The organism is Novosphingobium piscinae, assembly GCF_014230355.1.
GTDB lineage: Bacteria > Pseudomonadota > Alphaproteobacteria > Sphingomonadales > Sphingomonadaceae > Novosphingobium > Novosphingobium piscinae.
Genome location: NZ_JACLAX010000008.1, coordinates 55,593 through 81,349 on the forward strand (window position 1 = coordinate 55,593; position 25,757 = coordinate 81,349).

A 25,757-nucleotide genomic window follows, 5' to 3' on the forward strand; every position below is an offset into this window, starting at 1 on the left:
CGCGCCCATAGAGGGGATGGCTGGCACATGCAAACCACCGCGCCCCGATGCCGACCGAAGGGCGCGATGCCGACCGAAGGACGCGATCAACCGATCGGCAGCAATTTCCGTGCTAGGGAGGCAGCATGATCGTGTTTCCCCGTTCCCTGCTGATCGGTGCCGGCCTGCTGCTTCTCGCGGGCTGCGGCCCCGACCCCGCCGCCCTGCTCGACCGGGCGCGCAGCGCCATCGCCGCCGCCGATGACCAGGCCGCCCGGCTTGACCTGCTTGGCGTGCTCAGAGCGCGCCCGGAAGACCCGACCGCGCTGGCCCTGCTGGCCGAGGTCCAGCTGCGGCTGGGCGATGGCGAAGGCGCGATCACCGCGCTCGACCGCCTGGAGGCGGTGCGGCCGCCGAACCCGTCCTCGCGGCGGCTGCGCGCCGAAGCGGAGCTGCTGCGCGGAAAGCCCGCGGCAGCCCTGGCGCTGATCGCGCAGGACCGTTCCGCCCAGGCCTGGCGGTTGCGGGCTGCCGCCGCGCTTGCCCAGGGCGATCAGGCCGCGGCCATCGCAGCCTATGACAGCGGCCTGCGCGCAGGCGCCGACGCGCGCCTGCTGGTCGACTATGCGCGCCTGTTGCTGGCGGCTGAGGACCGGGCTGGCGCTCTCCGCCTGCTTACCCGCCTGAAGCAGATGGCCCCGAAAGACTTCGCTACGCTCTTGCTGGAAGGCGATGTGCTCTCCCTGGCGCAGAATTCCACTGCAGCTGGAGCAGCCTACCGTGCCGCCGCTGCTGCCGCGCCGCAGCGGATCGAGCCCTTGCTCGGGCAGGCCGGACTGGCCGACGCGGCCGGGGACGACGCTGCCGTCGAGCGCTGGGTGAAGGCTGCCGAAGCCCTCGCGCCGGACGATCCCCGGGTGCGCCACTGGCGCGTGCAGGTGGCCCAGCTCAACGGCGACTGGGAGACCGTGCGGCGGATGCTCGCCCCGCGCGAGAGCGAGCTCGATCCGCGCTCGCCCGAGGGGCTGGCCTATGCCGAAGCGCTGCTCAATCTCGGTCAGCCCGAACAGGCGCGCGCGCTGTTTCGCCGCACCTTGGCATTATCGCCCCAGAACCCCTACGCCCGGCTGATGTTGGCCGAAGCCGAACTGGCCACCGGCGATGCCGGGCAGGCGCTCGAAACGGTGCGGCCGCTCGCCGGTTCGGCGATGGCCGGCGACCGCGAGCTCGATCTGGCCGAACGCGCCGCCCGCGCCGCAGGCCTGCCGGAGGCCGGCACCTTTGCCCAGCGCCGCACGGCCACGGCCACCACGGTGGCGCGCCAGCTCGCCGGAGCGGGGCAGGCCGCCTATGCCCGGGGAGACTGGGCCGCCGCCACTGCGGCCTACGCGGCGCTGAGCGCGCGGGGCGAGGATGCCGAGGTCTTGCGTCGGCTCGCCCTGGCGGCGGGCAAGGCGGGACAGACCGACCTTGCGATCCGCAGCGCCGACCGGGCACTGGCGCTGCAACCGAACAACCCCGACACGCTGTTCGCGGCCGGGGTTGTGCGGTGTGACGGTGGCCGGGATCCGATCCGCGGGCTCGCCTTGCTCGAAGCGGCTGCGGCGGCCGACCCCGCCAATGCCCTGTTCCGCGCCGCGCTGGCACGGGTCAAGGCGAGGCAGGCAGGCGGCTAGCTCAGGCGGCCAGGCGCTTCTGGCGGCGGCGGGCCACGCCCAGCGCCATCAGGCTGAGGCCCATAAGGCCCATGACGCCCGGCTCCGGGACGGCCGTCCCGCCGCTCGAGGTGCTCGAACCACCCGACGAGGTCGTGGTGGTGCCGCCCGAGGTCGTGGTGGTACCGCCCGAGGTCGTGGTGGTCCCGCCCGAGGTCGTGGTGGTCCCGCCCGACGAGGTGGTGGTGCCGCCCGACGACGTGGTGGTGCCGCCGGTGCTGGTCGAGCTCGAGCTGCCGCAGGTTTTCGAGCCGCCGCTGTGGCCACAGTTGCAGAAGTGCTTGTGGGTGACGCGGCGGGCTTCGGCCGGCGCCGCGAGGGTAACGGCGAGAGCGCTCAAGGCAATCAGGCTGGTCTTCATCATTGGGCCCCTAGTTTTACGAAGGACATGGTTGACACCCTGCATCGCAAAGCGCGTGCCAAACGCTGATTGCCGCCCCTGACGGTGGTTAACGCGGTGCCGGCAGCCCGGCTTCTGTCAGATATTCCGACAGCACCGCCGCCCTGCGGCGACCATGGAGATCCTGTCCGGGACCAGGCTTTCCCCCGGATCAAGGCGCCGGATCCACCGTGCGGCGCGGGCGGCCTGCCCGGGCCGCGGCCGGGCAGGCGCTCCCAGCGCAGCATCAGCGGGAGCTTCGGGAGGGCTGCGGTGGCCAGCGGGTTGGCCAGACTGATGATCGGCGGGGCGCTGGTCCGCCGCGCAGGCCGGTCGGCGTCAGCCGGCCTGCCGCAGGGCGACATCGCTCATGAAGCGGGCGTCGTCGCCCTCGACCAGCCGGGGCGCCTCGGCGGCCATCGCGCCGAGCATGTCGGCCAGAGGGTCGAACTCGGTCTTGGCAAAGTTGCCGAGGACATAGCCTGTCACCCGGTCCTTGTGGCCCGGGTGGCCGATGCCAAGCCGCACCCGGCGGAAATCAGGGCCAAGATGCTGGTCGATCGAGCGCAGCCCGTTATGTCCGGCGGTGCCGCCGCCGCGCTTTACCTTGACCTTCATCGGCGGGAGGTCGAGCTCGTCGTGGAACACGGTCAGCGCCTCGGGCGTCAGCTTGAAGAAGCGCAGCGCCTCGCCCACCGCGCGGCCGCTCTCGTTCATGAACGTCGCGGGCCTGAGCAGCAGCACCTTGTCGCGGCCGATCCGTCCTTCCTGAACCCAACCCAGGAACTTCTTCTGGACCGGGCCGAAGTCATGAACCTCGGCCAGGGCGTCCATCGCCATGAAGCCGACGTTGTGGCGGTGAAGCGCATATTGCGGCCCGGGATTGCCGAGCCCGACCCAGATCTGCACCTGACGTGGTTCCCTTGCGAAGCGACCGGACCCCATCGCTGGAGCCCGGTCGCTGATGGGGCAGGCGGGCCGCCCCGGTCAATCCGTTCCGCCGGTCAGGCGGACGGCGGCTTACGCACCCTTGGTGGTGTCGCCGTCTTCGCTCTTCAGGCCCGACGGCGCGACGATCGTGGCGACGGTGTCGTCACGGTCGGCATGCGCGGCGGTGACGCCTTCGGGCAGCTTGATGTCGTGGATGTGGATCGAGGCCCCGATTTCGAGACCGGTCACGTCGACCACGACGTCATCGGGGATGGCGTCGGGCGCGCAGACCACGTCAAGGTCGTGCAGCACGATGTTGAGCACACCGCCGCGCTTCAGGCCCGGCGAGGCGGCCTCGTTGGTGAACACCACCGGCACGTTGACGTGGACCTTGTGGTCCGCCGAGACGCGCAGGAAGTCGGCGTGGAGCGGACGGTCGGTGACGGGGTGGAAGGCCACGTCCTTGGGCAGGGTGCGCACGGTGGCGCCGTCCACCTCGATCTCGACGATCGAGTTGAAGAAGTGCCCGGTCATCAGCTGACGGACCAGTTCCTTCTCCTCGACGTGGATGCTGAGGGGGTCTTCCTTGTTACCGTAGACTACGGCGGGGACGCGGCCGGTACGACGCAGGGAACGGGAGGCTCCCTTGCCAACCCGATCGCGCGCCACGGCCGGCAGGTTCAGCGTTTCGCTCATGGTTCTGCCTTTCGAAAAGCGTTCAGTTCAACATGTCCCGCCACGCCTCCAGGGATGACCATGACGGGAAGCGCGCGCCGTTAGCGCCATCGCCAGCCGAACGCAAGGAAAACCGGGCCGCGCGCGTGGGTCAGGCGATCCGCCGGACCTGCCAGCCGCGCGCCGCGAGCAGGGCGGGAAGCCCGTCCGGCCCGGCCAGATGGGCCGCGCCAACCGCCACGAACGGCGCCCGGCCATGGCGCAGCTCCTGCTCCAGCCGCAGCACCCAGGCGCGGTTGCGCGCGGCATAGAGCGCCTCGCGCAGTTCGGGATCGGCCAGCAGGCCCTGACGGGTCAGCCCGGCCAGCGTGGCCATGTCGCCGCGACGCCAGGCCGCGGCGATCCGCGCGTCCTCCCCGGCGGCCGCGCCATCGCGCACCACCGCTGCCAGGAGATCACGCTGCTCGCGCTCGGGGAGGCGGTCGAACAGGGCCAGCTGGCCCGCCGCACCCTCGAACTCGCCGCGCGGCTTGTCGGGCACGGCGGCGATCAGCGCGCGGTCGATACCGTTGCCGCTGTCGGCCTCCGGCTGAAGGGCCCGGGCGAGGACCAGCGCCGCGGCCCAGGTCTCGAGCCGAAGGAACGGGGCCGGATCCAGCCCATGCTCCGCCAGCAGCTTGGCAAGAGCCGGGCGCAGCGCAGGGTCGAGCCGCGCCGCCAGCGGCGGCTGGCCGGGCCGCTCGCCCAGCCGGGCGAAAGCCCCGGCCGTGGCCGCGTCGTCGTCGATCCGCGCCACCTCGAGCAGCAGCAGGTCGGCTTGCGCAAGGGCCGTTGACACGGGCGGGGTGCGCCAGGCGACCGGACGGGGCAGGGCATGGACCGTGCCGAACAGCCAGGCGCGTTCACCGTGCGGGCCGCTGACTTGCCACAGCGCCGGACTGGCCGGCTCGGGCCGGGCACAGGCGCCGAGCGCAAGGACCAGCGCGGCGGTGACGAGGGCAGCGCGGGCGCGGCGCAGAGCGCCAGGCATCACTGCACCCGGGCCACCGCGATCCCGCGCGCCCGCAGCATGTCCTGCACGCTGTCCTTGCCCGCGAGATGCCCGGCCCCCACTGCCATGAACACCACCCCCGGCCGGTTGAGCCGCTTGGCCACCCAGCCGGCCCAGGCGCGGTTGCGGTCGGTAAGCAGGGTTTGCACCATGCGCGGATCATCCTCCTCGGCATTGAGCAGCTCGGCCAGCCGGTCGGCCTGGCCCGCTTGCCAGGCGCGGACCATCTCTTCCAGCTGCCGGTTCAACGTCGGCAGGCTTTCGAGCACCTCGTGGAGATAGCGCGTCTGCACCTCGGCGGGGAGCGAATCGAACATCCGCAGCTGGTCGTCGGCCGTTTCCAGCCCCGTGCGCGGTTTGCCGCGCGCGCGCATCTCGGCGGCGATCCGCTCGTCCACGCCGTTGTCGGCCGAATAGCCCTGCTTGGCGAGCGGCAGGGTGCTCAGCGCCACGGCGGCATACCATGGCTCGAACCGGTCGAAAGCTTCGGGCGGCAGGCCGAAGCCGGCGAGCGCCTGCTCGAGCCGCGCCGCATCCGCCGGCGCAAGCTGGCCACGCAGCGTCTGTCCGGTGGGGAGCATGGCATTGGCGATCACCGCGGCCTGCATCTGCGCCGGATCGGTCTCGGGGATCTCGGTGACCAGTTCATCGGCATTGCCCAGGGCACGGGCGATCGGTCCGCTGAGCCAGGGCAGCCGGGCGGGCAGGGCGTGGATCGTCCCGAACAGCCAGATCGTGGTATCGCCATCAGCCACCTTCCACAGCGCGGGGCGGACCGTCTGGCGGGCCGCCGCCGGTGCCTTGGCGGCGGGCCGCGCCGTCAGGCTGGCGGGGACCAGCGCGGCGAAGGCGATCAGGACGGAGGCGACGAACGCGGCGAGCAGGCGGAGGGGCAAACGCATCGCGCCGACCTAGCGCGCGCCGTCCTGATAATCGATGAACAAATGCGCGCGGCGTGCGCAGAACCGCGGTCCGGCCGGGGTGGAAAGGTTGATCTTGCCGCCCCCATCGGCCAAAGCGGCGCCCATCATGGCCGACACACCTGTCTTCCCGCCCAACCCGCCCGCATCCGGCGCCCCCCTGTCCTTCCAGGACATGATCCTGCGGCTCCACGCGTTCTGGAGCGCACAGGGCTGCGCCATTCTCCAGCCCTATGACATGCGCATGGGCGCGGGCACCTTCCACCCCGCCACCACGCTGCGCGCGCTGGGCCCCGAACCCTGGAAGGCCGCCTATGTCCAGCCCTCGCGGCGGCCCACCGACGGCCGCTATGGCGAGAACCCGAACCGGCTGCAGCACTACTACCAGTACCAGGTGATCCTGAAGCCCAACCCGGACAACCTTCAGGAGCTGTACCTGCAAAGCCTGGCGGCGATCGGGGTCGATCCGCTGGCACACGACATCCGCTTCGTCGAGGACGACTGGGAAAGTCCCACGCTGGGCGCCTGGGGCCTGGGCTGGGAGGTCTGGTGCGACGGCATGGAGGTGACCCAGTTCACCTATTTCCAGCAGGTCGGCGGGTTCGACTGCAAGCCGGTGGCGGGCGAGCTGACCTATGGGCTGGAACGCCTCGCCATGTACATCCAGGGCGTCGACTGGGTCTATGACCTGAAGTTCAACAACGATGGCGTCAGCTATGGCCAGGTGTTCCTGGAGAACGAGCGGCAGATGTCGAAGTACAACTTCGAGGTGGCCGACACCGACCAGCTGTTCAAGGGCTTCCAGCACGCCGAGGCCGAGTGCCGCCGCTGCATCGAGGCGGGCGTCCCGCTGGCGGCCTACGATCAGGCGATCGAGGCCAGCCACCTGTTCAACCTGCTCCAGGCCCGCGGGGTGATCTCGGTGCAGGAGCGCGCCAGCTACATCGGCCGCGTGCGCGATCTCGCCAAGGGCTCGTGCGAGGCGTGGATCAGGACGAACGAGGCCCGCTGGGCCGAGCAGTTCCCGGGGTGGAGCGTATGAGCCGCCACCGCGCAAACCAACATCCGCTCGTGCTGAGCCTGTCGAAGCACGCGCGCAACGGCCGCCGTTCGCGTGGCCTTCGACAAGCTCAGGCTGAGCGGGCTTGTGTGCCGGAGGTTTTGAGTGCCTGACTTCCTTCTCGAACTCCGCTCGGAGGAAATCCCGGCGCGGATGCAGGCCGGGGCCCGTGCCAGCCTGGACAAGCTGTTCCGCGAGCAGATGGCTGCCGCAGGCGTGGCCGTGGGGGCCGTGACCGTCTATTCCACCCCGCGCCGCCTCGCCTTGATCGCGCGCGACCTGCCGCTGGCCACCGAGGCGGTGAGCGAGGAGCTGAAGGGACCCAAGGTCGGCGCCCCGCCACAGGCGCTCGAGGGCTTCCTGCGCAAGACGGGGCTGACCGCCGACCAGCTGGTCGAGCGCAACGGCGTCCTGTTCGCCGTGACCGAGAAGCCCGGCCGCGCCACAAAGGACGTGCTGGCCGAAGCGATTCCGGCGATCTGCCGCGCCTTTCCCTGGCCCAAGTCGATGCGCTGGGGCGCCGCCTCGATCAGCACCGAAAGCCTGCGCTGGGTGCGCCCGCTTTCGGGCATCGTCGCGATCCTGGGAGATGAGCTGGTCGATTGCGCGGTCGGCGCCATCCGTTCGGGCCTCGTCACGCTGGGCCACCGCTTCCACCACCCCGACGCCATCACCATCGGTGGCGCCGACGACTATGTCGCCAAGCTGCGCGCCTGCCACGTGCTGGTCGACCACGCCGAGCGCGAGGCCATGGTGCGCGATCAGGCGCGCGCCGCCGCTGCCGCTGCCGGGCTGACCCTAGTCGAGGACGAGGGGCTGGTGATCGAGAACGCTGGCCTGACCGAATGGCCGGTGCCGCTGCTCGGCCGCTTCGATGAGGATTACCTCGCGGTCCCGCCCGAGACGATCCAGCTGACCGCGCGGACCAACCAGAAGTACTTCATCTGCCGCGATGCGCAGGGCCAGCTGGCCAACGCCTTCATCTGCACCGCCAACATCGCGGCCACCGATGGCGGCGCGGCGATCGTGGCGGGCAACCGCAAGGTGCTGGCCGCGCGCCTGTCCGACGCGCGCTTCTTCTGGGAGCAGGACCGCAAGACGCCGCTTTCGGTCCATGCCGAAAAGCTGGCGCGGATCACCTTCCACGAGAAGCTCGGCACTGTGGCCGACAAGGTCGAGCGGGTGGCCAAGCTGGCCCGCTGGCTGGTGGAATCTGGGGTTGTGGGCGCCTCACCCCTCCCCTTCAGGGGAGGGGCCGGGGGTGGGGGCTCTCCGGATCAGAGCGGCGCTGATGGGGCACACCCCCACCCCAACCCCTCCCCTGAAGGGGAGGGGCTTGATCGCGCACGTCTCGCCGACCTTGCCGAACAGGCCGCGCGCCTGTGCAAGGCCGATCTCGTCACCGAGATGGTCGGCGAGTTCCCCGAGCTGCAGGGCCTGATGGGCGGCTACTACGCCCGCGCCGAAGGTCTGCCTGATGCCGTGGCTGACGCGATCCGCGATCACTACAAGCCGGTCGGGCAGGGCGACGAGGTGCCGACCGCGCCGGTGACCGTGGCTGTGGCGCTGGCGGACAAGCTGGATACGCTGCGCAGCTTTTTCGCCATTGACGAGAAGCCGACCGGATCGAAGGATCCCTTCGCGCTGCGCCGCGCCGCGCTGGGCATGATCCGGATCATCACGGAGAACGGGCTCCGGCTGCCGCTGATCGGCGCAGCTACCTCCGCTCAGGCTGAGCCTGTCGAAGCCCACGCGCCAGCACTGGCCCACGACCTCCTCGCCTTCTTCGCCGATCGCCTCAAGGTCCAGCAGAAGGAAGCCGGGGTCCGCCACGACCTGATCGACGCGGTCTTCGCGCTGGGCGGCGAGGACGATCTGGTCCGCTTGCTCGCGCGGGTCCATGCGCTCCAGGCCTTCGTCGGCACCGAGGACGGCGCCAACCTGCTGGCCGGGTACAAGCGCGCGGCGAACATCCTCAAGAAAGAGGAATGGCAGGCCGCCGCCCTGTCCTACACGCCCGAGCCGGAGGAAAAGGCGTTGATCGACGCGCTCGATTCGGCTGGGCCGCGGGCTGATAAGGCGCTGGCGGCGGAGGACTTCGCCGGGGCCATGGCGGCGCTCGCCACGCTGCGCGGACCGATCGACGCCTTCTTCGACAAGGTGACCGTGAACGATGCCGATCCCGCCAAGCGCTGTGCCAGGTTGGAACTGCTCGATCAATTTCGTGCTGCAGTGCACAAAGTTGCTGACTTCTCCCGGATCGAAGGGTAGGAGAGCCTTGAGCATACGTATGCGCGAACCGGATTCGGCGCGACGGGTGCCGCCATGGGGGGACAGGGGTTTTCGGCTCTGAACCCTGTCAACCGTGTCAACCGCGGCAGCAGACCGGGGTGACGCCTTGTGGAGTACTGAGGGTGGAACAGGTCTATCTTTTCGGCGGTGACGCCCGCCATGACGATGCCCGCGCACGCGACAAGACTGTGGTCGGGGGCAAGGGCGCCAACCTGGCCGAAATGGCCTCGATCGGCCTGCCGGTGCCGCCGGGCTTCACCATCACCACCGAGGAATGCGTCCGCTATCTGGCCGAAGGCGCGAACTTTTCCGACCAGCTGCGCGCCGATGTTGCCGCCGCGCTGGGCCATATCGAACGCGCGGTCGGCAAGCGCTTCGGCGATGCCGCCGATCCGCTGCTGGTCTCGGTCCGCTCGGGCGCCCGCGTCTCGATGCCCGGGATGATGGACACCGTGCTCAACCTCGGGCTCAACGATGCCACGGTGGTCGGGCTGGCCGCCGCCTCGGGCGATGAACGCTTCGCCTGGGATTCCTATCGCCGCTTCATCCAGATGTATTCGGACGTGGTGCTTGGCCTGGATCACCACCTGTTCGAGGACGCGCTGGAGATCGTCAAGGAAGACAACGGCTTCTACGCCGATGTCGAGCTGGAGGCCGATCACTGGCAGGCGCTGGTGGGGGAATACAAGGCGATCGTCGCGCGCGAACTGGGCCGGCCGTTCCCACAGGACGTGACCGAGCAGCTGTGGGGCGCGATCGCCGCCGTGTTCGATTCGTGGGATTCGGACCGCGCCAAGGTCTATCGCCGGCTCAACGACATTCCCGGAGACTGGGGCACGGCGGTCAACGTCCAGGCCATGGTCTTCGGCAACATGGGCGAGACCAGCGCTACCGGCGTCGCCTTCACCCGCGATCCCGCCACCGGTGAGCGGGCCTACTACGGCGAATGGCTGGTGAACGCCCAGGGCGAGGACGTGGTCGCGGGCATCCGCACCCCGCAGTACCTGACCCGCGCCGCGCGCGAGCGGGCCGGGGCCAAGCCGCTGTCGATGGAAGAGGCCATGCCGCAGGCCTATGCCGAGCTGGCCCGCGTGTTCGACCTGCTCGAGACGCATTACCGCGACATGCAGGACATCGAGTTCACCGTGGAGCGCGGCAAGCTGTTCATGCTCCAGACCCGCTCGGGCAAGCGCACCGCTAAGGCCGCGCTCAAGATGGCGGTCGACATGGTGGCCGAGGGCCTGATCGACGAGGCGACCGCGATCCGGCGGGTCGATCCGATGGCGCTGGACCAGCTGCTGCACCCGACGCTCGATCCCACGGCCCCGCGCGACGTGCTGGGCAAGGGCCTGCCAGCCTCGCCGGGCGCGGCCTCGGGGGCGATCGTGCTCGATGCCGATACCGCCGAGCGGCTTGCCGGGCGCGGCGATGCGGTGATCCTGGTGCGGGTCGAGACCAGCCCCGAGGACATCCACGGCATGCACGCGGCGCGCGGCATCCTCACCGCGCGCGGCGGCATGACCAGCCACGCCGCGGTGGTCGCGCGCGGGATGGGGCGGCCCTGCGTGTCGGGCGCCTCGGGCCTGTCGATCGACATGGCGGCGCGCACGCTCAAGATCGGCGGCCGCGCGCTGAAGGAAGGCGACATCATTACCCTTGATGGCGCGACCGGCGATATCATGGCGGGCGAGGTGCCGACGATCGAGCCCGAGCTGGTCGGCGATTTCGCGGTGCTGATGGGCTGGGCCGACCGCCATCGCCGGATGAAGGTGCGCACCAATGCCGAAACCCCGGCCGACTGCCGCATGGCGCGCCAGTTCGGTGCCGAAGGGATCGGCCTGTGCCGGACCGAGCACATGTTCTTTGACGCCAAGCGCATCTCGGCGGTGCGCCAGATGATCCTGGCCGAGGACGAGTCCGGCCGCCGCGCCGCGCTGGCCAAGCTCCTGCCCGAACAGCGGGCCGATTTCCGCGAGATCTTCGAGGTGATGGCCGGCCTGCCGGTGACCATCCGTCTGCTCGATCCGCCGCTGCACGAATTCCTGCCGCACGGCGATGCCGAGTTCGCCGAGTTGTCCGACGCGATCGGGGTGGGGGTGGACACGCTCAAGCGCCGCGCCGAGGAGCTGCACGAGTTCAACCCGATGCTGGGCCACCGCGGCTGCCGGCTCGGGATCACCTTCCCCGAGATCTACGAGATGCAGGCCCGCGCCATCTTCGAGGCGGCCTGCGAGGTCGCCGCGGCCTCCGGCGAGGCCGTGGTGCCCGAGGTGATGATCCCGCTGGTCGCGACCCGGCGTGAGCTGCAGATCCTGCGCGCGCTGGTCGACCGCGTTGCCGCGCAGGTCTTCGCCGAGCAGGGCCGCACGCTGGACTATCTGGTCGGCACGATGATCGAGCTGCCGCGCGCCGCACTGATGGCCGGCGAGATCGCCGCGGAGGCGACCTTCTTCTCGTTCGGGACCAACGATCTCACGCAGACCACGCTGGGGGTCAGCCGCGACGATGCCGCGCGCTTCCTGGGGCCCTATGTCGAACAGGGTATTTACCCGCGCGATCCCTTCGTCAGCCTCGACATCGACGGGGTGGGGCAGCTGGTGTCTCTCGCCGCCGAGCGGGGCCGCCAGACCCGGCCCGAGATCAAGCTGGGCATCTGCGGCGAGCATGGCGGCGATCCCGCTTCGATCGCGTTCTGCGAACAGACCGGGCTCGATTATGTCAGCGCCAGTCCGTATCGCGTGCCGATCGCCCGGCTCGCTGCGGCTCAGGCCGCCTTGGGCTGAGGCTGGGGTCCGGGGTCGCCCGCCGGGTCAGGCGGGCCGCCGCCAGCCCGACAGGGTGAGCAGTTCGAAGCGCTCGGTGACCCGGCCGTCGGCATCGGCCAGTCCGGCGAAGGCAGCCTCGGCGCGGGCCAGGGCAGGGCGGCCGAGCGGGCAGCCACCCTGGGCCAGCACGCCGGTCAGCCCCTGGTCGCGCAGATCGCCGACCAGCCGGCGAAGCGAGCCGAAACGCACCGTCAGGCCGCGCGCATCGGCCACCGGATCGGCCAGCCCGGCCCGCTGGAGCAGCTGCGCCCCGGCGCGCACATCAACCTGAGGGTGCAGCCGCGGGGCCGGGCGCTCACCGTCGGCCGCCAGCATCACTGCGCGCAGCACCGGCAGGCTGCCGCTGCCCAGCAGCGTGGCCAGCAGCAGCCCGCCCGGCGCCAGCGCAGCGCGGGCATGGATCAGCGCGCCGGGCAGATCGTTGACGCAATCGAGCGCGAAACAGGCGGCCACCAGGTCGTAGCCCCCCACCGGCCAGGGCCGGTCGAGCGCGAAGTCGGGGACCGGCCGCGCATCGACCGTGCCCGGCAGGACCGCCGCCACCGCCCCGGTCGGATCCCCCAGTACCAGGCTGCGCGCCGGGACGTGACGCAGGAAGCCGATCCGTTCGGCGGTGTCCTCGGCCAGGTCGGCGAACAGGTAGCGGGCACTGGCGGGATCCTGTTGGCGGCGGACCATCCGGCGCAGCGCGGCAGCCCGGCGGGCGGGATCGAAGATCTGCGGCGGGGCCGAGGGGGGGACGGGGGCAGCCATGGCGCTGCGCTAGCCGCCCCGGCCCCTGCCGGGCAAGCGGGATCCTGGGGCGGCGATTGCGCCGGATGCGGTTTGGTCGCATGTTGCGGGCATGCCGGTGCCAGATTGGGTCGCACCGCTTGTCGATTTCGTCTTTCCCCCGCGCTGCCCGCTGTGCGGCACGGGCGTGGCCAGCCATGGCGCGCTCTGCGCCGGCTGCTGGAGCAGTCTGGTCATGCCCGCCGTGCCGGCCTGCCGGACCTGCGGCCGGCCCTTTGCCCGGCCGGTTGCCGCCGACGCGCTCTGCGCGCCCTGTCTGGCCAGGCCGCCGCGGCATGACGGACTGGTCGCCGCAACGCTCTACACCGACGCCTCGCGCCGGCTGGTGATCGCGTTCAAGCGCGGCGGGCGGATGGCGCTGGCCGGCCTGCTCGGGCGGATGCTGTGGGCCCGGCTCCAGGCTGCGCCGCTGGAACCGGTCGGGCCGGGCTGGCTGATCGTGCCGGTCCCGATCCACCGCTGGCGCCTGTGGACCCGCGGCTTCAACCAGTCCGCTCTGCTGGGCAGGGAGATCGCCCGACACACCGGCGGCCGGCTGCTCGTCGATGCGTTGATCCGCACCCGTTCCACGCCGACGCTGGGTGGTCTGGGCCGCAAGGCCCGCCAGCGGGTGCTCCGCGGGGCCATCACGGTCCGTCCCGGAGCCCGGGCGGCGCTGGCCGGAGCCCGGGTGTTGCTGGTCGACGATGTGGTGACGAGCGGAGCGACCGTGGACGCCTGCGTGCGCGCCCTGCGGCGCGGGGGCGCCGCCAGCGTGACAGTGGCCTGTTTCGCCCGGGTCCTCGACGAGGCGCTCCCGCAGGATGCGGTCGGACAGGGCTCCGGCCTGGTCCCGGGTTGAGACGGCGATGGCAGCTTGGGGGCAGGGCGTACCCAAAAAGAAACGCCCGGGAGGTTAATCCCGGGCGTCCTCGTGACGAAACTCGCGGGCGCCGCTTGCGCGGTACGCTACGGTCGCCCCCACGACCGCGCCGCCCGATCCCTCATGTCTGGCGCGCCCGGCTACATGGCTGGCGCTGCCTGCTTCACCCTGAACCTCGGCGCTCTTGTTTGGCGCCGCAGTGTTGCGGGCAACCCGCTTCCGGGCTGCAAGTCTCTGTCTCTTGAAACCGGGACAAAGGAAAGCAAGCTTCACCACACCCGTGGATTTTCGCCCGGCTCTGTGGTTATCGTGCAACAAACCACGGCCATGCCGCAGCGGCACAGCGAAGGAAGCCAAAACCCGTGTCATCCCGAGAGACCGCCCTGCGCGAGCAGGGCCCTGCCTTCCTGCCGAAATTCGATGCCGCCGGGCTGTTGACCGCCGTGGTGGTCGATTCGCGCAGCGGAGAGGTGCTGATGGTGGCCTACATGGACGAGGCCGCGCTGGCCGCGACTCTGGAAACCGGCTTCGCCCACTTCCACTCGCGCTCGCGCGGGCGGCTGTGGAAGAAGGGCGAAAGCTCCGGGCATGTTCTGTCGGTCGACGAGATCCGGACCGATTGCGATCAGGATGCCCTGGTGCTTCGCGCCACCCCCGCGGGGCCGACGTGCCACACCGGCGCGCGCAGTTGCTTCTACCGTCGGCTGGAGAGCGGGGGCCTCGTGAGGGACGGCACTTGACGTTCACGTAAGCGGCATTTATATGCGGGGGCATGGCGACACGATCCCCTGTGCGCGACGATCCGCGCGATAGCCTGGTCCTCGAGCCCCGCCGCGGCGAAATCGACCGCCCCGACGCGCTCGATCGACAGACCTTCACCATCTCGGACCTCACGGCCGAATTCGGCGTCACCGCCCGTGCGCTGCGGTTCTACGAGGAGGAGGGGCTGCTCTCGCCCGAGCGGCAGGGCATGGCCCGGATCTACAGCAAGCGCGATCGCGCCAGGCTGGCCTGGGTTCTGCGCGCGCGCAACGTGGGCTTCAGCCTGACCGAGATCCGTGACCTGATCGATCTCTATGACCTGGGCGATGGCCGCGTCGAGCAGCGACGGGTCGCCATCATCAAGTGCAACGAGAAGATCGCCCAGTTGCAGCAGCAGCGCGAGGATCTGGATGCGGCGATCGCCGAACTGACCGGGTTCGTCGCCACGATCGAGTCGCTCGAACTGCCGATCAAGCGCTAGGCGTCGTACGCCACCCCGAGGAGAGAGAGCCCATGCCGAGCTACAAGGCCCCCGCGCGGGATGCGCGGTTTGTCATCAATGAAGTGCTGAACATCGCGCAATACGGGGCGCTGCCAGGGTTTGAGGCGGTGACACCTGACCTGGTCGAGACGGTGCTGGACGAGGCAGGGCGGTTCGCCGCCGAGGTCTGGGCACCGCTGAACCTGCCGGGCGACCGCGAGGGCTGCACCCGCCACGCCGATGGCTCGGTCACGGCCCCTGCGGGCTTCAAGGAGGCCTACCGCCAGTTCGTGGAATCCGGGTGGGGCACGCTGGCGCTCCCGGCCGAGTTCGGCGGTCAGGGCCTGCCGCATGTGCTGGGCTTCGCGGTCGACGAGTTCCTCAGCTCTGCCAACCAGTCGCTGGCGATGTATCCCGGACTGACCGGCGGGGCGGTGAGCGCGCTGCTGGCCAAGGGCTCGCCCGAGCAGCAAGCCACCTACTTGCCCAAGCTGATCTCGGGCGAATGGTCAGGCACGATGAACCTGACCGAGCCGCAATGCGGGACCGATCTCGGCCTGATCCGCACCCGCGCGGTGCCCCAGGCCGATGGCAGCTATGCCATCACCGGCACCAAGATCTTCATCTCGGCCGGCGACCACGACCTGTCGGACAACATCATCCACCTGGTCCTGGCCAAGACTCCGGACGCGCCGGACAGCACCAAGGGCATCTCGCTGTTCGTGGTCCCGAAGTTCCTCCTCAACGCCGATGGCACGCCGGGCGCGCGCAATGGCGTCTCGTGCGGCTCGATCGAGCACAAGATGGGGATCCACGGCAACGCCACCTGCGTGATGAACTACGATGCGGCGACCGGCTACATGGTCGGCGAGGAGAACAAGGGCCTGGCCGCCATGTTCATCATGATGAACGCGGCGCGCCTCGGCGTTGGCATCCAGGGCCTGGCCCAAGCCGAGGTCGCCTATCAGAACGCCGTGACCTATGCCGCCGAGCGGCGCCAGGGGCGGGCCCTGACCGGCCCGGCCGAGCCCGGTGAGAAGGCCGACCCGCTGTTCGTCCACCCGGACGTCCGGCGCATGCTGATGGACGCCAAGGCCTTCACCGAGAGCATGCGCGCCTTCGCGCTGTGGTGCGGCCTCCTGGTCGACCTGGCCGAGATCGCGCCGGACGAGACCGAGCGCCAGCAGGCCGACGATCTGCTGGGCCTGCTGATCCCGGTGATCAAGGGCTACGGCACCGACCGCGGTTACGACATCGCCACGGCCATGCAGCAGATCTGGGGCGGGCACGGCTACGTCGCCGAGAACGGCATGGAGCAGTTCGTCCGCGACGCCCGGATCGCGATGATCTACGAAGGCGCCAACGGCGTCCAGGCGATGGACCTGGTCGGCCGCAAGCTCCCGGCGCACATGGGCCGGGCGGTGCAGACCTTCTTCGCCTTGGTCGACCGGGAGTGCGCCGAGGTCAAGGGCGATGCCCGGCTCGCCGACATGGCAGGCAAGGTCGAAAAGACCAATGGCGAGCTCAAGGCGGCGACGATGTGGCTGCTCCAGCACGGCATGGGCAACCCCAACAATGCCGGGGCGGGCGCCCATCACTACATGCACATCATGGGCATCGTGGCGCTGGGCCTGATGTGGGTGCGCATGGCCAAGACCGCCGCTGCGGCGCTGGATGCCGGTACCGGCGACAGCGCCTATTACGAAGCGAAGCTGACGACGGCGCGTTACTTCGCCGAACGCTACACGCCCGATGCCGGTGCCCTGCGCCGCAAGCTGGAGACCGGGGCCGATACGGTCATGGCCCTGCCGCTCGAAGCCTTCGCCACGGCGTGACCAGGACGGCCGGGGCCCACGCCCCGGCCGGTGCGCCCTAGCCGAAGGTCTCTTCGGCAAAGCGCAACAAGGCCGCCCAGCTCTGCCGGTCGGCGCTGGCATCATAGCCCAGTGCGTCCATCCCGCGCTGGTCGCTGCCCGGGTCGGTGAAGCCGTGGCGGACCTTGGCATAAGCGTGGAAGTGCCAGTCGAACCCGGCTGCGTCGAGCTCGTCCCACAGGGCAATCACCTTGTCGCGCGGGGCCAGCGGATCGGCATCGCCGTGCAGCACCAGCACCCTCGGCTTGTGCGCCGCGCCCGGATCGGCCGGACGGGCGGTCTCGAACACCCCGTGGAAGCTGGCCACGAAGGCGAGGTCCGCGCCGAGGCGCGCCAGCTCCAGCGCGGCCTGTCCACCCATGCAGAAGCCGATCGCCGCCGCCGGCAGACCGGCCGCCTCGGGCAGGCCGCGCAGCGCCGCCAGCCCGGCCAGCAATCGTGTCCGATAGTGATCGACATCGGCCCGCAGCGCCCCGGCGAGCGGGAAGGACGCGGCAAAATCGGCAACGGGTTCGCCATAGAAATCGCCGATCATCGCCACATAGCCGGCATCCGCCAGCATCCGGGCGCGGCGCTCGATCGCCGGGGTGACATTGGCAATCGTTGGCCAGACGAGGATCGCGGCCCGGGCAGGGCCGGCCGGCCGCGCCAGCCATCCGGTCAGGGCCGTGCCGCGATCGGCATATTCGATCGGTGCGAGCGCGCTCATTCGGGCAGGAAATCCGGCACCGAGAGATAGCGCTCGCCGGTATCGTAGTTGAAGCCGAGCACGCGCGATCCGGCGGGCAGATCTTTCAGCTTCTGGGCGATCGCGGCAAGGGTCGCACCCGAGCTGATCCCCACCAGCATGCCTTCCACGCGGGCTGCACGGCGGGCCCAGTCCTTGGCATCGGCGGGATCGACCTGAATCACCCCGTCGATCGACTGGGTATGGAGATTGCCCGGGATGAACCCCGCGCCGATGCCCTGGATCGGGTGCGGTGCGGGCTGGCCGCCCGAGATCACCGGCGAGAGGGTGGGCTCAACCGCGAAGGCCTGCAGGCCCGGCCAGTTCTGCTTGAGGGTTTCGGCACAACCGGTGAGGTGGCCGCCCGTGCCGACCCCGGTGATCATCACGTCGATCGGCGTGTCGGCGAAATCGGCGAGAATTTCCTGTGATGTGGTGTGCACGTGCACGGCAATGTTTGCGGGGTTCTCGAACTGCTGCGGCATCCACGATCCGGGGATCTCGGCGAGCAGTTCGCGCGCGCGCTCGATTGCGCCCTTCATGCCCTTCTCACGCGGGGTCAGATCGAACGATGCGCCATAGGCCAGCATCAACCGGCGGCGCTCGAGCGACATCGATTCGGGCATGACCAGGATCAGCCTGTAGCCCTTGACCGCGGCGACCATGGCCAGCCCGATCCCGGTATTGCCCGATGTCGGCTCGACGATCGTGCCGCCCGGGGTCAGGCTGCCGTCGGCCTCGGCCGCTTCGATCATGGCCAGGGCGATGCGGTCCTTGATCGAGCCACCAGGATTGGCGCGCTCGCTTTTGACCCACACCTCATGGTCCGGGAACAGGCGCGACAGGCGGACATGCGGCGTGTTGCCGATCGTGGCGAGGATGGAATCCGCTTTCATGGGACTGGCTCCTGAGGTGACGGGCGTAATCTCTACAAGATTGGTAAGGTTAAACGCCGGGCAAATCTAGTCCTCGGCGAAACGAGTGGCAAAGGTGCGCGAGCGGCGCAGTTCGGGAAAGATCACGGCCCACAGGCCGGTCACGACGATCGCGCCCACTCCGCCGAACACCACCGCGCCGGTCGCGCCGAGCAGGGCTGCCGCCAGACCGGACTGCATCTCGCCCAGTTCGTTCGAGGCGGAGATCGCCAGCCCCGAGATGGACGAGACCCGGCCCCGCATCGCATCGGGCGTGTTGAGCTGGATCAGCGCTGTGCGCACGAACACCGAGACCATGTCGGCTCCGCCCATCACCACGAGCAGCCCGAGCGACAGCAGATAGTTGCGGGAAATGCCAAAGAGCGCGGTGACCGCGCCAAACACGACGACCGCCCACAGCATCTTCACGCCCACGTTGCGTTCGATCGGCCGCAACGACAGCAGGAAGGCCACGATCGCGGCACCCACCGCGGGCGCAGCGCGCATCTGGCCGAGCCCCATCGGCCCGACCGGCTGCCCGTTCCAGGTCAGCACGTCACGCGCGTAGACCGGCAGGAGCGCGGTGGCGCCGGCCAGCAGGACCGCGAAGAGGTCGAGCGTGACGCAGCCCAACAGCAACCGGTGATCGCGGACGAAGGCGAAGCCATCGGCAATCTGGCGCAGCGGATGAACCCCCGCCTCCAGCACCGGCCGCGCCAGGGGCCGGATCCCGAGCAGCGAAACCACCCCGATCGCCAGCAGGGCCACGGCGGTCCAGTAGGGCACAGCGGCCCCGAAGGCGTACAGTAGGCCGCCCAGCGCCGGACCGGTCACCGCACCGATCTGCCAGGCCATCGAGCTCAGGCTGATTCCCTTGGGGACCAGCCGGGCGGGCAGAATGCTGGGGCCGATCGAGGAGACGGCGGGACCGAAGAAGGCGCGGGCCACGCCATGGAGCGAGGCCGTGGCGAACAGCACCGGCAGCGACAGGGCCCCGATCTGGGTGAGCACGGCCAGGGTCAGCGCAGCCGCGAAGTCCACGGCCATGGCCCCGGCACCAACCCAGCGGCGATCGTTGCGATCGGCGACCAGCCCGGCGAACGGAGCCAGCAGCAGCATGGGGATGAACTGGACGAGGCCGATGATGCCGAGCTGGAAGGCCGCCTCGGCGGGGGCCATGCCATACTGGGCACGGGCGACATCGTAGACCTGCCAGGCCAAGACCACGGCCATGCTGGTCGAGGCGATGACCGAGGCAAACCGCGTCAACCAGAACCGCCGGTAATCCGGGATCTGCAGCGGGGAGGAGGGCTCGGGGGTCGGTACGGTTGGGGTCGGGGCAGCGGTCACCCGGTGGGGATGGCAGCGCCGGACGCGCTTGCCAAGCCACCGATTGCTTGCCGGGAGTGAAGGTCAGGTTGGCGCAGGCTCGCGCCGCAGCGGGCCTGCGGGCCGGGGTGTCGTCAGCGACGGCTGCGCAGGCGCGGGTTGGGTTGCAGTTCGTCGATCAGGGCCATGAATTCGGACACCCGGATGATCCGTTCGAACTGGAACCCGGCACGATCGCCCGAAACCCAGATCAGGTGCGCTTCGATGCGGCCGATGTGCGGCAGGCGGACGGTCACCCGCTCCCCCCGGCCCAGTCCGAGGTCTTCCCCCTGGACCATGAAGCCATGCGCCGACACATTGACGATGTGCAGGTGCAGATCGCCACGCTGGCGATGTTCCGCGATCAGGCGGAAGTCGATCGGATGTCGACTCGACCGACGCAAGTCGGTGACGGATAGTTGTGCACCTAAGCCCATGTCCGGCCTGCTTCCACGTTTGACACCGGCAGAATATTGCCGGGCAAAGGCGAAAAAACCGTAAACCGGGCGGCAAAGTTTTGCCGGTCCCGGGCGTTAAGCCGGACGCAGGATTCCGTGCTTCTTCTTGCCGGCGGAAAGACGGACTTCGCTACCGCCGACGATGTGCGCGGTCTCGTCGGTCACAGCTTCGCCATCGACCTTGGCGCCGCCCCCGGCGATCAGCCGCTTGGCCTCGCCCCGGCTCGCGGCGAACCCGATCCCGACCAGGGCATCGACCAGCGAAAGCCCGGCGGCGGGGAGGGCCAGCGCCGGAAGGTCCTGCCCCAGACCGCCACCCGCAAAAGTGGCCGACGCGGTCGCCTCAGCGGCGGCCGCTGCCGCCTCGCCCCGGCAGAGCCGCGTCACCTCGTTGGCCAGGACCACCTTGGCGGCATTGATCTCGCTGCCACCCAGGGCCTCGAGCCGGGCGATCTCGTCCAGCGGAACGTCGGTGAACAGGCGCAGGAACTTGCCCACGTCGCGGTCGTCGGTGTTGCGCCAGTACTGCCAGAAATCGTAGGCCGGCAGGGCATCGTCGTTCAGCCACACGGCGCCGGCGGCGGTCTTGCCCATCTTGCCGCCGTCGGCCGTGGTCAGCAGCGGGGTGGTCAAGCCGTAGACCTCCTGGCCGTCCATCCGCCTGGTCAGTTCGATTCCGTTGACGATGTTGCCCCACTGGTCCGACCCGCCCATCTGCAGCCGCACTCCGGCGCTGCGGGCGAGATGGCGGAAATCGTAGCCCTGCAGGATCATGTAGTTGAATTCGAGGAAGGTCATCGGCTGCTCGCGCTCAAGCCGCAGCCGCACCGAATCGAACGACAGCATCCGGTTGACGGTGAAATGGGTGCCAACCTTCTGCAGCAGCTCGATATAGCCAAGCTGGCCCAGCCAGTCATGATTGTTGACCATGATCGCATCGGTCGGGCCGTCGCCGAAGTGGAGCAGGCGGGCGAAGATCGTCCGGATCGAGGCGATGTTGGCCTCGATCGCCTCGTCGCTCAGCATCTTGCGGCTTTCGTCGCGGCCGGTCGGATCGCCGATCCGGGTCGTCCCGCCGCCCATCAGCACGACTGGCTTGTGACCGGCCTGCTGGAGCCGGCGCAGCAGCATGATCTGGACGAGACTGCCGACGTGGAGCGATGGCGCGGTGGCATCGAAGCCGATATAGCCCGGGACCACCTGCCCGGCGGCCAGCTTGTCGAGACCTTCGGCATCGGTCAGCTGGTGGATGTAGCCACGTTCATCGAGCAGGCGGAGCAGCGAGGAGGTGTAGGTCATGGTCGTTCCCGTTCAGGCCGGCGCGCCTAGCATGGAGTTTGCGCTTTGGGAACGTTGACCCTGCATCCTCATCCCGATCACGCGCCGGCGCGGGTACGCGCGATCGAGGCCGCGGTGATCGGGCTGGACGATCACTGGCTGCAGGTGCGCTGGCGGATCGAGGGCGCCGGCGCCGTGCTGGTACCGGCCTTTGCCGGAAAGGCCCGCGCCGACGGCCTGTGGCAGCAGACCTGCTTCGAGCTGTTCGTCCGCACGCCGGGCGAGGAGGGCTATGTCGAGCTCAACCTCAGCCCGTCCGAACGCTGGGCTGCCTATGACTTCGCCGCCTATCGCGCCGGCATGGCCGACCGGCCGATGCCGCGCGATCCGGTCGGGACGATCCGCGGCGCGCACGAGCTGATGATCTTCGATGCCGCTGTGCCCCTGGCCGGCCTGCCGGCGCTGCCGTGGCAGCTGGGGATCAGCGCGGTGATCGAGGAGGAGGGCGGGGCGCGCTCGTTCTGGGCGCTGCGCCACGGCCCGGGAGCGCCTGATTTCCACGCACCGGCTTGCTTCGCAGCGCGGCTTGAGGCACCCGCGACGGGATGAAGTTTGGTATCGACCGCCTGCTCGCGGACCCCGCCCTGCGCCAGCCCCTGTCCGGCCGACGGATCGCGCTGGTCGCCCATCCCGCTTCGGTGACCGAGCAACTGGTCCACTCGCTCGACGCGCTCGCCGGCTGCCCGGAGCTGACCCTGTCGGCCGCCTTCGGGCCGCAGCACGGGTTGAAGGGCGACAAGCAGGACAACATGGTCGAGACCCCGGACGAGCGCGATCCGGTCTATGGCATCCCGGTGTTCAGCCTGTATGGCGAGGTCCGCCGTCCGACCGCGACGATGATGGCGGCCGCCGACGTATTCCTGTTCGATCTGCAGGACCTCGGCTGCCGGATCTATACCTTCGTGACCACGCTGCTCTACCTGCTCGAGGAGGCCGCGCGCCATGGCAAAAGCGTCTGGGTGCTCGATCGGCCCAATCCCGCCGGCCGCCCGATCGAGGGGCTGACGCTGCGCCCCGGGCAGGAAAGCTTCGTCGGCGCCGGTCCGATGCCGATGCGGCATGGGCTGACCCTGGGCGAGATGGGGCACTGGTTCGTCCGCCATTTCGGGCTCGATATCGACTACCGCGTGATCCGGATGGAGGGCTGGGCGCCCGATCATGGGCCGGGCTGGGGTTGGCCCGATAGCCGGATCTGGGTCAATCCCAGCCCCAACGCGGCGAACCTCAACATGGCGCGGGCCTATGCCGGCACTGTCATGCTGGAGGGCACCACCCTGTCCGAAGGCCGTGGCACGACCCGGCCGCTCGAAGTGCTGTTCGGTGCCCCGGACCTCGATGCTCGCGCCGTCCTGGCCGAGATGGCGCGGCTGGCCCCGGACTGGCTGGATGGCTGCGCGCTGCGCGAATGCTGGTTCGAGCCGACCTTCCACAAGCACGTCGGCCGCCTCTGCAGCGCACTGATGATCCATGCCGAGGGCGGCTTCTACGACCATGCCCGCTTCCGGCCGTGGCGGTTGCAGGCCCTCGCCTTCAAGGCGATCCGCCGGCTGTACCCGGACTATCCGCTGTGGCGCGACTTCCCCTATGAGTACGAGCGCGACCGGCTCGCGATCGACGTGATCAACGGCGGCCCGGCGCTGCGCGAATGGGTCGACGATCCGGCCGCCACTCCGGCCGACCTGGCCGCGCTGACCGCACAGGACGAGGCCGACTGGCGCGAACAGATCCGCGACCTGCGGCTCTACTGATCTTGCAGGGCACCGGGTTTACCCGGTTTTCAGACCTGTTGGGCCACAGCGACGATCCTCGCCAGCCAGAGGTCGCGGATGCCCGCCTGCAATCATTGCCACGACGACGCCAGCAGCCTGCTGTTCACCTACAAAGGGTACCGGCTCGTCAGCTGCAGGACCTGCGGCCTGGCCTATATCGCCAATCCGCCCACTGAGGCAGAGCTGGAAGCGCTCTACTCGGCCAAGGGCGGCGGGACTTACCATGTCCAGCTGCGCGATCCGGCCAGTCCGGAGCAGGCCCGCATGGCCCGACTGGCCGAGCGGCACTTGCGCTTCGTCCAGCGCGTCGCCCGGACCGGCCGGCTGATCGACCTCGGCTGTTCGACCGGGGCCTTCCTGACAGCCGCGCAGCGTAGTGGCTTTGCCTGTAGCGGGATCGAATACTCGCTCGATTCCGCACGCTTTGCCGCTGAAGTGACCGGACTGGTGGTCGAACACGGCACGCTCGCCGAGAGCACGGCTGCACCGGGCAGCATCGACGTGCTGACCGCTTTCGACGTGATCGAGCATGTCCCCGATCCCGCCGCCGACCTTGCGCGGATGTACCAGCTGCTCAAGCCCGGTGGCTGGCTGGTCCTGTCCACCCCCAACATCGACGGGCTGTTCCCACGGATTTCGCAACCCTTCGCGCAGCTGCTCGGCCACTGGCCCCATCCCGAGCCGCCGCACCATCTGTACCAGTTCAGCGTCCGCACCCTGCGGGCGATGCTGGGCCAGGCCGGGTTCGCTTCGGGTCCGGTCCAGCATTGCAACATCGATCTGGCCTATACCTTCGGAGCGCTGCCGACGCTGCTGCGCATGCCGCAGCGGCTGGTCTACGCCGCCGCCTTCGCACCCTTCGCCAAACTGGGCCCGCTGCTGGGGCTGGGCGACTGGTTCTACATCGCCGCCCGCAAACCGGCCTAGCCGCGCTTGCGGGTCAGCTCGCGCATCGCCGCGTCCAGTCCGCTGAGGGTCAGCGGATACATCCGGTCGTTGAACAGGTCGCGGATCATCCGGTTGGACTGGCTGTAGCCCCAGGTCTGCTCGGCTTCGGGATTGATCCAGACCGTGGCGGGATAGGTGTTGACCACCCGCTGCAGCCAGACCCCGCCGGCCTCGGGATTGAAGTGCTCGACCGATCCGCCGGGCTGGGCGATCTCGTAGGGGCTCATGGCCGCATCGCCGACGAAGATCACCTTGTAGTCGTGGCCGAACTTGTGAAGCACGTCCCAGGTCGGGGTACGCTCGTTCATGCGGCGGCGGTTGTCCTTCCACACGCTCTCGTAGAGGCAGTTGTGGAAGTAGAAGAACTCGAGGTTCTTGAACTCGCCGGTCGCGGCGCTGAACAGCTCCTCGACAAGCTTGATATGCGGGTCCATCGAACCGCCGACGTCGAGGAACAGCAGAACTTTGACCGCATTGTGACGCTCGGGCCGCAGGTGGATGTCGAGGAAGCCCTGACGGGCAGTGCCGCTGATCGTCGCGTCCAGATCGAGCTCTTCGGCGGCCCCTTCGCGCGCAAACCGGCGCAGCCGGCGCAGCGCCACCTTGATGTTGCGCGTTCCCAGTTCGCGGGTGTTGTCAAGATTGCGGAACTCGCGCTTGTCCCACACCTTGATCGCCCGCTTGTGGCGACTTTCCCCGCCGATCCGGACGCCTTCCGGGTTGTAGCCGGAATTGCCGAAGGGACTGGTCCCACCGGTTCCGATCCACTTGTTCCCGCCCTGGTGCCGCCCCTCCTGCTCCTCGAGCCGCTGCTTGAGCGTCTCCATGATCTCGTCCCAGGATCCCAGCGCCTTGATCTGCTCCATCTCCTCGGGGGTCAGGAACCTCTCGGCGATCGCCTTGAGCCACTCCTCCGGCACCTCGACCGGCTGCTGGCCATAGTCAGTCAGCACCCCGCGAAACACCTTGGCAAAGACCTGGTCGAACCGGTCAAGGAGACCTTCGTCCTTCACGAAGATGGCGCGGGCGAGGTAGTAGAACTCCTCCGGCGTCTGGCCGATCACCTCGCGATCAAGCGCCTCGAGCAGCACCAGATGCTCCTTGAGCGAGGCCGGGATTCCAGCCGTGCGCAGTTCGTCAAGGAAGGTCAGGAACACGGTTCGCAGGTCCCGGGATGCTGGGCATGACGTGGCGGCGACGGACGGTTCATGGGGCGGGCGGGGGAGGCGGCGCCGGGGGCATCTGCGGCCACTGTTCGAGCTGCGGATCGAGGCAGGCCCAGGCCGGCGCCTCGTCGGTCCAGATGATCATCTCCGGACGCAGGCCATGCGGTTCGTCGATCATGCCCAGCCGCACGGTCTTGAGATGGAGCCTGGCCGAACTCTGTCCGTAGACCTGGGTGCCGCAGCCGGGGCAGAAATGGAAGGTCAGCGTGTTGCCACTGGCCGCGCGCCACTGCGAATGGCCGAGAGCGCCCTCGATCCGGACGGCGTCGGCCGGGAAGATGGCGTTGTTGGTCGGTCCTCCGGCCGCGATCTGCTGGCACTGCCGGCACCAGCATTGCCGCACCGCCACCGGTTCGGCCGTGATCTCGAGCTGCGTGGCGCCGCAGGCGCACCGTCCGGTATAGGCCATTGC

Annotated in this window: 24 protein-coding genes; 11 read left to right on the forward strand and 13 right to left on the reverse strand. The window is 69.5% G+C overall.

Annotated features, from left to right (window positions below):
• Positions 1 to 125: 125 nt before the first annotated feature.
• The gene (locus H7F53_RS09685; protein ID WP_185679281.1) at positions 126 to 1,655 is read left to right on the forward strand and encodes a tetratricopeptide repeat protein; all 1,530 of its coding nucleotides are present in this window, start codon (positions 126 to 128) and stop codon (positions 1,653 to 1,655) included.
• A 1-nt stretch (position 1,656) separates the two neighbouring features.
• Here the strand turns inward: H7F53_RS09685 and H7F53_RS09690 are convergent, their stop codons facing one another.
• The 5 genes from H7F53_RS09690 to H7F53_RS09710 all read right to left on the reverse strand — a co-directional run bounded on the left by H7F53_RS09690 (position 1,657) and on the right by H7F53_RS09710 (position 5,631).
• Positions 1,657 to 2,055: a PEP-CTERM sorting domain-containing protein gene (locus H7F53_RS09690; RefSeq protein ID WP_246438795.1), complete on the reverse strand. Its 399-nt coding sequence runs from the start codon at positions 2,053 to 2,055 to the stop codon at positions 1,657 to 1,659.
• Between the two features lie 357 nt (positions 2,056 to 2,412).
• Positions 2,413 to 2,982: an aminoacyl-tRNA hydrolase gene (gene pth / locus H7F53_RS09695; protein WP_185679283.1), complete on the reverse strand. Its 570-nt coding sequence runs from the start codon at positions 2,980 to 2,982 to the stop codon at positions 2,413 to 2,415.
• A gap of 111 nt (positions 2,983 to 3,093) precedes the next feature.
• Positions 3,094 to 3,699 (reverse strand): 50S ribosomal protein L25/general stress protein Ctc, encoded by a 606-nt coding sequence (locus tag H7F53_RS09700; RefSeq protein WP_185679284.1) that lies wholly within the window; start codon positions 3,697 to 3,699, stop codon positions 3,094 to 3,096.
• A 130-nt stretch (positions 3,700 to 3,829) separates the two neighbouring features.
• The gene (locus H7F53_RS09705; protein WP_185679285.1) at positions 3,830 to 4,708 is read right to left on the reverse strand and encodes a TraB/GumN family protein; all 879 of its coding nucleotides are present in this window, start codon (positions 4,706 to 4,708) and stop codon (positions 3,830 to 3,832) included.
• On the reverse strand, positions 4,708 to 5,631 hold the full coding sequence (locus tag H7F53_RS09710; protein WP_185679286.1) for a TraB/GumN family protein: 924 nt from the start codon (positions 5,629 to 5,631) through the stop codon (positions 4,708 to 4,710). The genes H7F53_RS09705 and H7F53_RS09710 overlap by 1 nt, the downstream gene beginning before the upstream one ends.
• A gap of 127 nt (positions 5,632 to 5,758) precedes the next feature.
• On the opposite strand from H7F53_RS09710, the gene H7F53_RS09715 reads away from it, so the two are divergent.
• From H7F53_RS09715 to ppdK, 3 genes are all read left to right on the forward strand, one after another.
• Positions 5,759 to 6,691: a glycine--tRNA ligase subunit alpha gene (locus tag H7F53_RS09715; protein ID WP_185679287.1), complete on the forward strand. Its 933-nt coding sequence runs from the start codon at positions 5,759 to 5,761 to the stop codon at positions 6,689 to 6,691.
• 123 nt (positions 6,692 to 6,814) lie between these two features.
• Positions 6,815 to 8,980 carry a glycine--tRNA ligase subunit beta gene (gene glyS, locus H7F53_RS09720; RefSeq protein WP_185679288.1) on the forward strand — a complete coding sequence of 722 codons (2,166 nt, stop codon included), beginning with the start codon at positions 6,815 to 6,817 and terminating at the stop codon, positions 8,978 to 8,980.
• A gap of 143 nt (positions 8,981 to 9,123) precedes the next feature.
• Positions 9,124 to 11,784, forward strand: a complete 2,661-nt coding sequence (gene ppdK, locus H7F53_RS09725) for a pyruvate, phosphate dikinase (RefSeq protein ID WP_185679289.1) — start codon at positions 9,124 to 9,126, stop codon at positions 11,782 to 11,784.
• 27 nt (positions 11,785 to 11,811) lie between these two features.
• Here ppdK and H7F53_RS09730 read toward each other — a convergent pair whose 3' ends face one another.
• Entirely contained in the window at positions 11,812 to 12,579 is a 768-nt protein-coding gene (locus H7F53_RS09730) for a methyltransferase (protein ID WP_185679290.1), read from the reverse strand.
• Positions 12,580 to 12,670: 91 nt separating this feature from the next.
• Between H7F53_RS09730 and H7F53_RS09735 the strand changes: the two genes are divergently transcribed.
• The 4 genes from H7F53_RS09735 (at position 12,671) to H7F53_RS09750 (ending at position 16,558) form a co-directional block, all read left to right on the forward strand.
• Complete coding sequence (locus tag H7F53_RS09735; RefSeq protein WP_185679291.1) at positions 12,671 to 13,459, forward strand: ComF family protein; 789 nt, start codon at positions 12,671 to 12,673, stop codon at positions 13,457 to 13,459.
• Between the two features lie 383 nt (positions 13,460 to 13,842).
• The gene (gene hisI, locus H7F53_RS09740) at positions 13,843 to 14,220 is read left to right on the forward strand and encodes a phosphoribosyl-AMP cyclohydrolase (protein WP_185679292.1); all 378 of its coding nucleotides are present in this window, start codon (positions 13,843 to 13,845) and stop codon (positions 14,218 to 14,220) included.
• Positions 14,221 to 14,252: 32 nt separating this feature from the next.
• A complete protein-coding gene (locus tag H7F53_RS09745) occupies positions 14,253 to 14,723 on the forward strand; it encodes a MerR family transcriptional regulator (RefSeq protein WP_185679293.1) in 471 nt (156 codons plus the stop codon).
• A 32-nt stretch (positions 14,724 to 14,755) separates the two neighbouring features.
• A complete protein-coding gene (locus tag H7F53_RS09750; RefSeq protein WP_185679294.1) occupies positions 14,756 to 16,558 on the forward strand; it encodes an acyl-CoA dehydrogenase C-terminal domain-containing protein in 1,803 nt (600 codons plus the stop codon).
• 37 nt (positions 16,559 to 16,595) lie between these two features.
• Here the strand turns inward: H7F53_RS09750 and H7F53_RS09755 are convergent, their stop codons facing one another.
• The 5 genes from H7F53_RS09755 to tyrS form a co-directional block, all read right to left on the reverse strand.
• Positions 16,596 to 17,306, reverse strand: coding sequence for a dienelactone hydrolase family protein (locus tag H7F53_RS09755; protein WP_185679295.1), 711 nt, complete (start codon positions 17,304 to 17,306; stop codon positions 16,596 to 16,598).
• Entirely contained in the window at positions 17,303 to 18,220 is a 918-nt protein-coding gene (gene cysK, locus H7F53_RS09760; protein WP_185679296.1) for a cysteine synthase A, read from the reverse strand. The genes H7F53_RS09755 and cysK overlap by 4 nt, the downstream gene beginning before the upstream one ends.
• A gap of 66 nt (positions 18,221 to 18,286) precedes the next feature.
• Positions 18,287 to 19,588 (reverse strand): MFS transporter, encoded by a 1,302-nt coding sequence (locus H7F53_RS09765; RefSeq protein WP_185679297.1) that lies wholly within the window; start codon positions 19,586 to 19,588, stop codon positions 18,287 to 18,289.
• 113 nt (positions 19,589 to 19,701) lie between these two features.
• The gene (locus H7F53_RS09770) at positions 19,702 to 20,043 is read right to left on the reverse strand and encodes a PilZ domain-containing protein (protein WP_185679298.1); all 342 of its coding nucleotides are present in this window, start codon (positions 20,041 to 20,043) and stop codon (positions 19,702 to 19,704) included.
• Positions 20,044 to 20,139: 96 nt separating this feature from the next.
• Positions 20,140 to 21,363, reverse strand: a complete 1,224-nt coding sequence (tyrS, locus tag H7F53_RS09775) for a tyrosine--tRNA ligase (RefSeq protein WP_185679299.1) — start codon at positions 21,361 to 21,363, stop codon at positions 20,140 to 20,142.
• A 54-nt stretch (positions 21,364 to 21,417) separates the two neighbouring features.
• Between tyrS and H7F53_RS09780 the strand changes: the two genes are divergently transcribed.
• The 3 genes from H7F53_RS09780 (at position 21,418) to H7F53_RS09790 (ending at position 24,098) form a co-directional block, all read left to right on the forward strand.
• On the forward strand, positions 21,418 to 21,951 hold the full coding sequence (locus H7F53_RS09780) for a DOMON-like domain-containing protein (protein WP_343062007.1): 534 nt from the start codon (positions 21,418 to 21,420) through the stop codon (positions 21,949 to 21,951).
• Complete coding sequence (locus H7F53_RS09785; RefSeq protein ID WP_185679301.1) at positions 21,948 to 23,150, forward strand: exo-beta-N-acetylmuramidase NamZ family protein; 1,203 nt, start codon at positions 21,948 to 21,950, stop codon at positions 23,148 to 23,150. The genes H7F53_RS09780 and H7F53_RS09785 overlap by 4 nt, the downstream gene beginning before the upstream one ends.
• Before the next feature lie 78 nt (positions 23,151 to 23,228).
• A complete protein-coding gene (locus H7F53_RS09790) occupies positions 23,229 to 24,098 on the forward strand; it encodes a class I SAM-dependent methyltransferase (protein ID WP_185679302.1) in 870 nt (289 codons plus the stop codon).
• On the opposite strand, the gene H7F53_RS09795 is transcribed toward H7F53_RS09790, so the two are convergent.
• Complete coding sequence (locus tag H7F53_RS09795; protein WP_185679303.1) at positions 24,095 to 25,276, reverse strand: VWA domain-containing protein; 1,182 nt, start codon at positions 25,274 to 25,276, stop codon at positions 24,095 to 24,097. The two genes, H7F53_RS09790 and H7F53_RS09795, sit on opposite strands and share 4 nt — an antisense overlap.
• Before the next feature lie 49 nt (positions 25,277 to 25,325).
• Positions 25,326 to 25,754: a GFA family protein gene (locus H7F53_RS09800; protein ID WP_185679304.1), complete on the reverse strand. Its 429-nt coding sequence runs from the start codon at positions 25,752 to 25,754 to the stop codon at positions 25,326 to 25,328.
• Positions 25,755 to 25,757: the final 3 nt, after the last annotated feature.

Bases quoted from the DNA above. Each gene is read 5' to 3' on its own strand.
- tyrS (WP_185679299.1), bottom strand. From the start codon at position 21,363: ATGACCTACACCTCCTCGCTGCTCCGCCTGCTCGATGAACGTGGCTAC.
- H7F53_RS09730 (WP_185679290.1), bottom strand. From the start codon at position 12,579: ATGGCTGCCCCCGTCCCCCCCTCGGCCCCGCCGCAGATCTTCGATCCC.
- H7F53_RS09705 (WP_185679285.1), bottom strand. From the start codon at position 4,708: ATGCCTGGCGCTCTGCGCCGCGCCCGCGCTGCCCTCGTCACCGCCGCG.
- H7F53_RS09800 (WP_185679304.1), bottom strand. From the start codon at position 25,754: ATGGCCTATACCGGACGGTGCGCCTGCGGCGCCACGCAGCTCGAGATC.
- H7F53_RS09690 (WP_246438795.1), bottom strand. From the start codon at position 2,055: ATGAAGACCAGCCTGATTGCCTTGAGCGCTCTCGCCGTTACCCTCGCG.
- H7F53_RS09750 (WP_185679294.1), top strand. From the start codon at position 14,756: ATGCCGAGCTACAAGGCCCCCGCGCGGGATGCGCGGTTTGTCATCAAT.
- H7F53_RS09745 (WP_185679293.1), top strand. From the start codon at position 14,253: ATGGCGACACGATCCCCTGTGCGCGACGATCCGCGCGATAGCCTGGTC.
- H7F53_RS09790 (WP_185679302.1), top strand. From the start codon at position 23,229: ATGCCCGCCTGCAATCATTGCCACGACGACGCCAGCAGCCTGCTGTTC.
- H7F53_RS09785 (WP_185679301.1), top strand. From the start codon at position 21,948: ATGAAGTTTGGTATCGACCGCCTGCTCGCGGACCCCGCCCTGCGCCAG.
- H7F53_RS09710 (WP_185679286.1), bottom strand. From the start codon at position 5,631: ATGCGTTTGCCCCTCCGCCTGCTCGCCGCGTTCGTCGCCTCCGTCCTG.
- cysK (WP_185679296.1), bottom strand. From the start codon at position 18,220: ATGAAAGCGGATTCCATCCTCGCCACGATCGGCAACACGCCGCATGTC.
- H7F53_RS09715 (WP_185679287.1), top strand. From the start codon at position 5,759: ATGGCCGACACACCTGTCTTCCCGCCCAACCCGCCCGCATCCGGCGCC.
- H7F53_RS09770 (WP_185679298.1), bottom strand. From the start codon at position 20,043: ATGGGCTTAGGTGCACAACTATCCGTCACCGACTTGCGTCGGTCGAGT.
- H7F53_RS09735 (WP_185679291.1), top strand. From the start codon at position 12,671: ATGCCGGTGCCAGATTGGGTCGCACCGCTTGTCGATTTCGTCTTTCCC.
- H7F53_RS09685 (WP_185679281.1), top strand. From the start codon at position 126: ATGATCGTGTTTCCCCGTTCCCTGCTGATCGGTGCCGGCCTGCTGCTT.
- H7F53_RS09700 (WP_185679284.1), bottom strand. From the start codon at position 3,699: ATGAGCGAAACGCTGAACCTGCCGGCCGTGGCGCGCGATCGGGTTGGC.
- H7F53_RS09755 (WP_185679295.1), bottom strand. From the start codon at position 17,306: ATGAGCGCGCTCGCACCGATCGAATATGCCGATCGCGGCACGGCCCTG.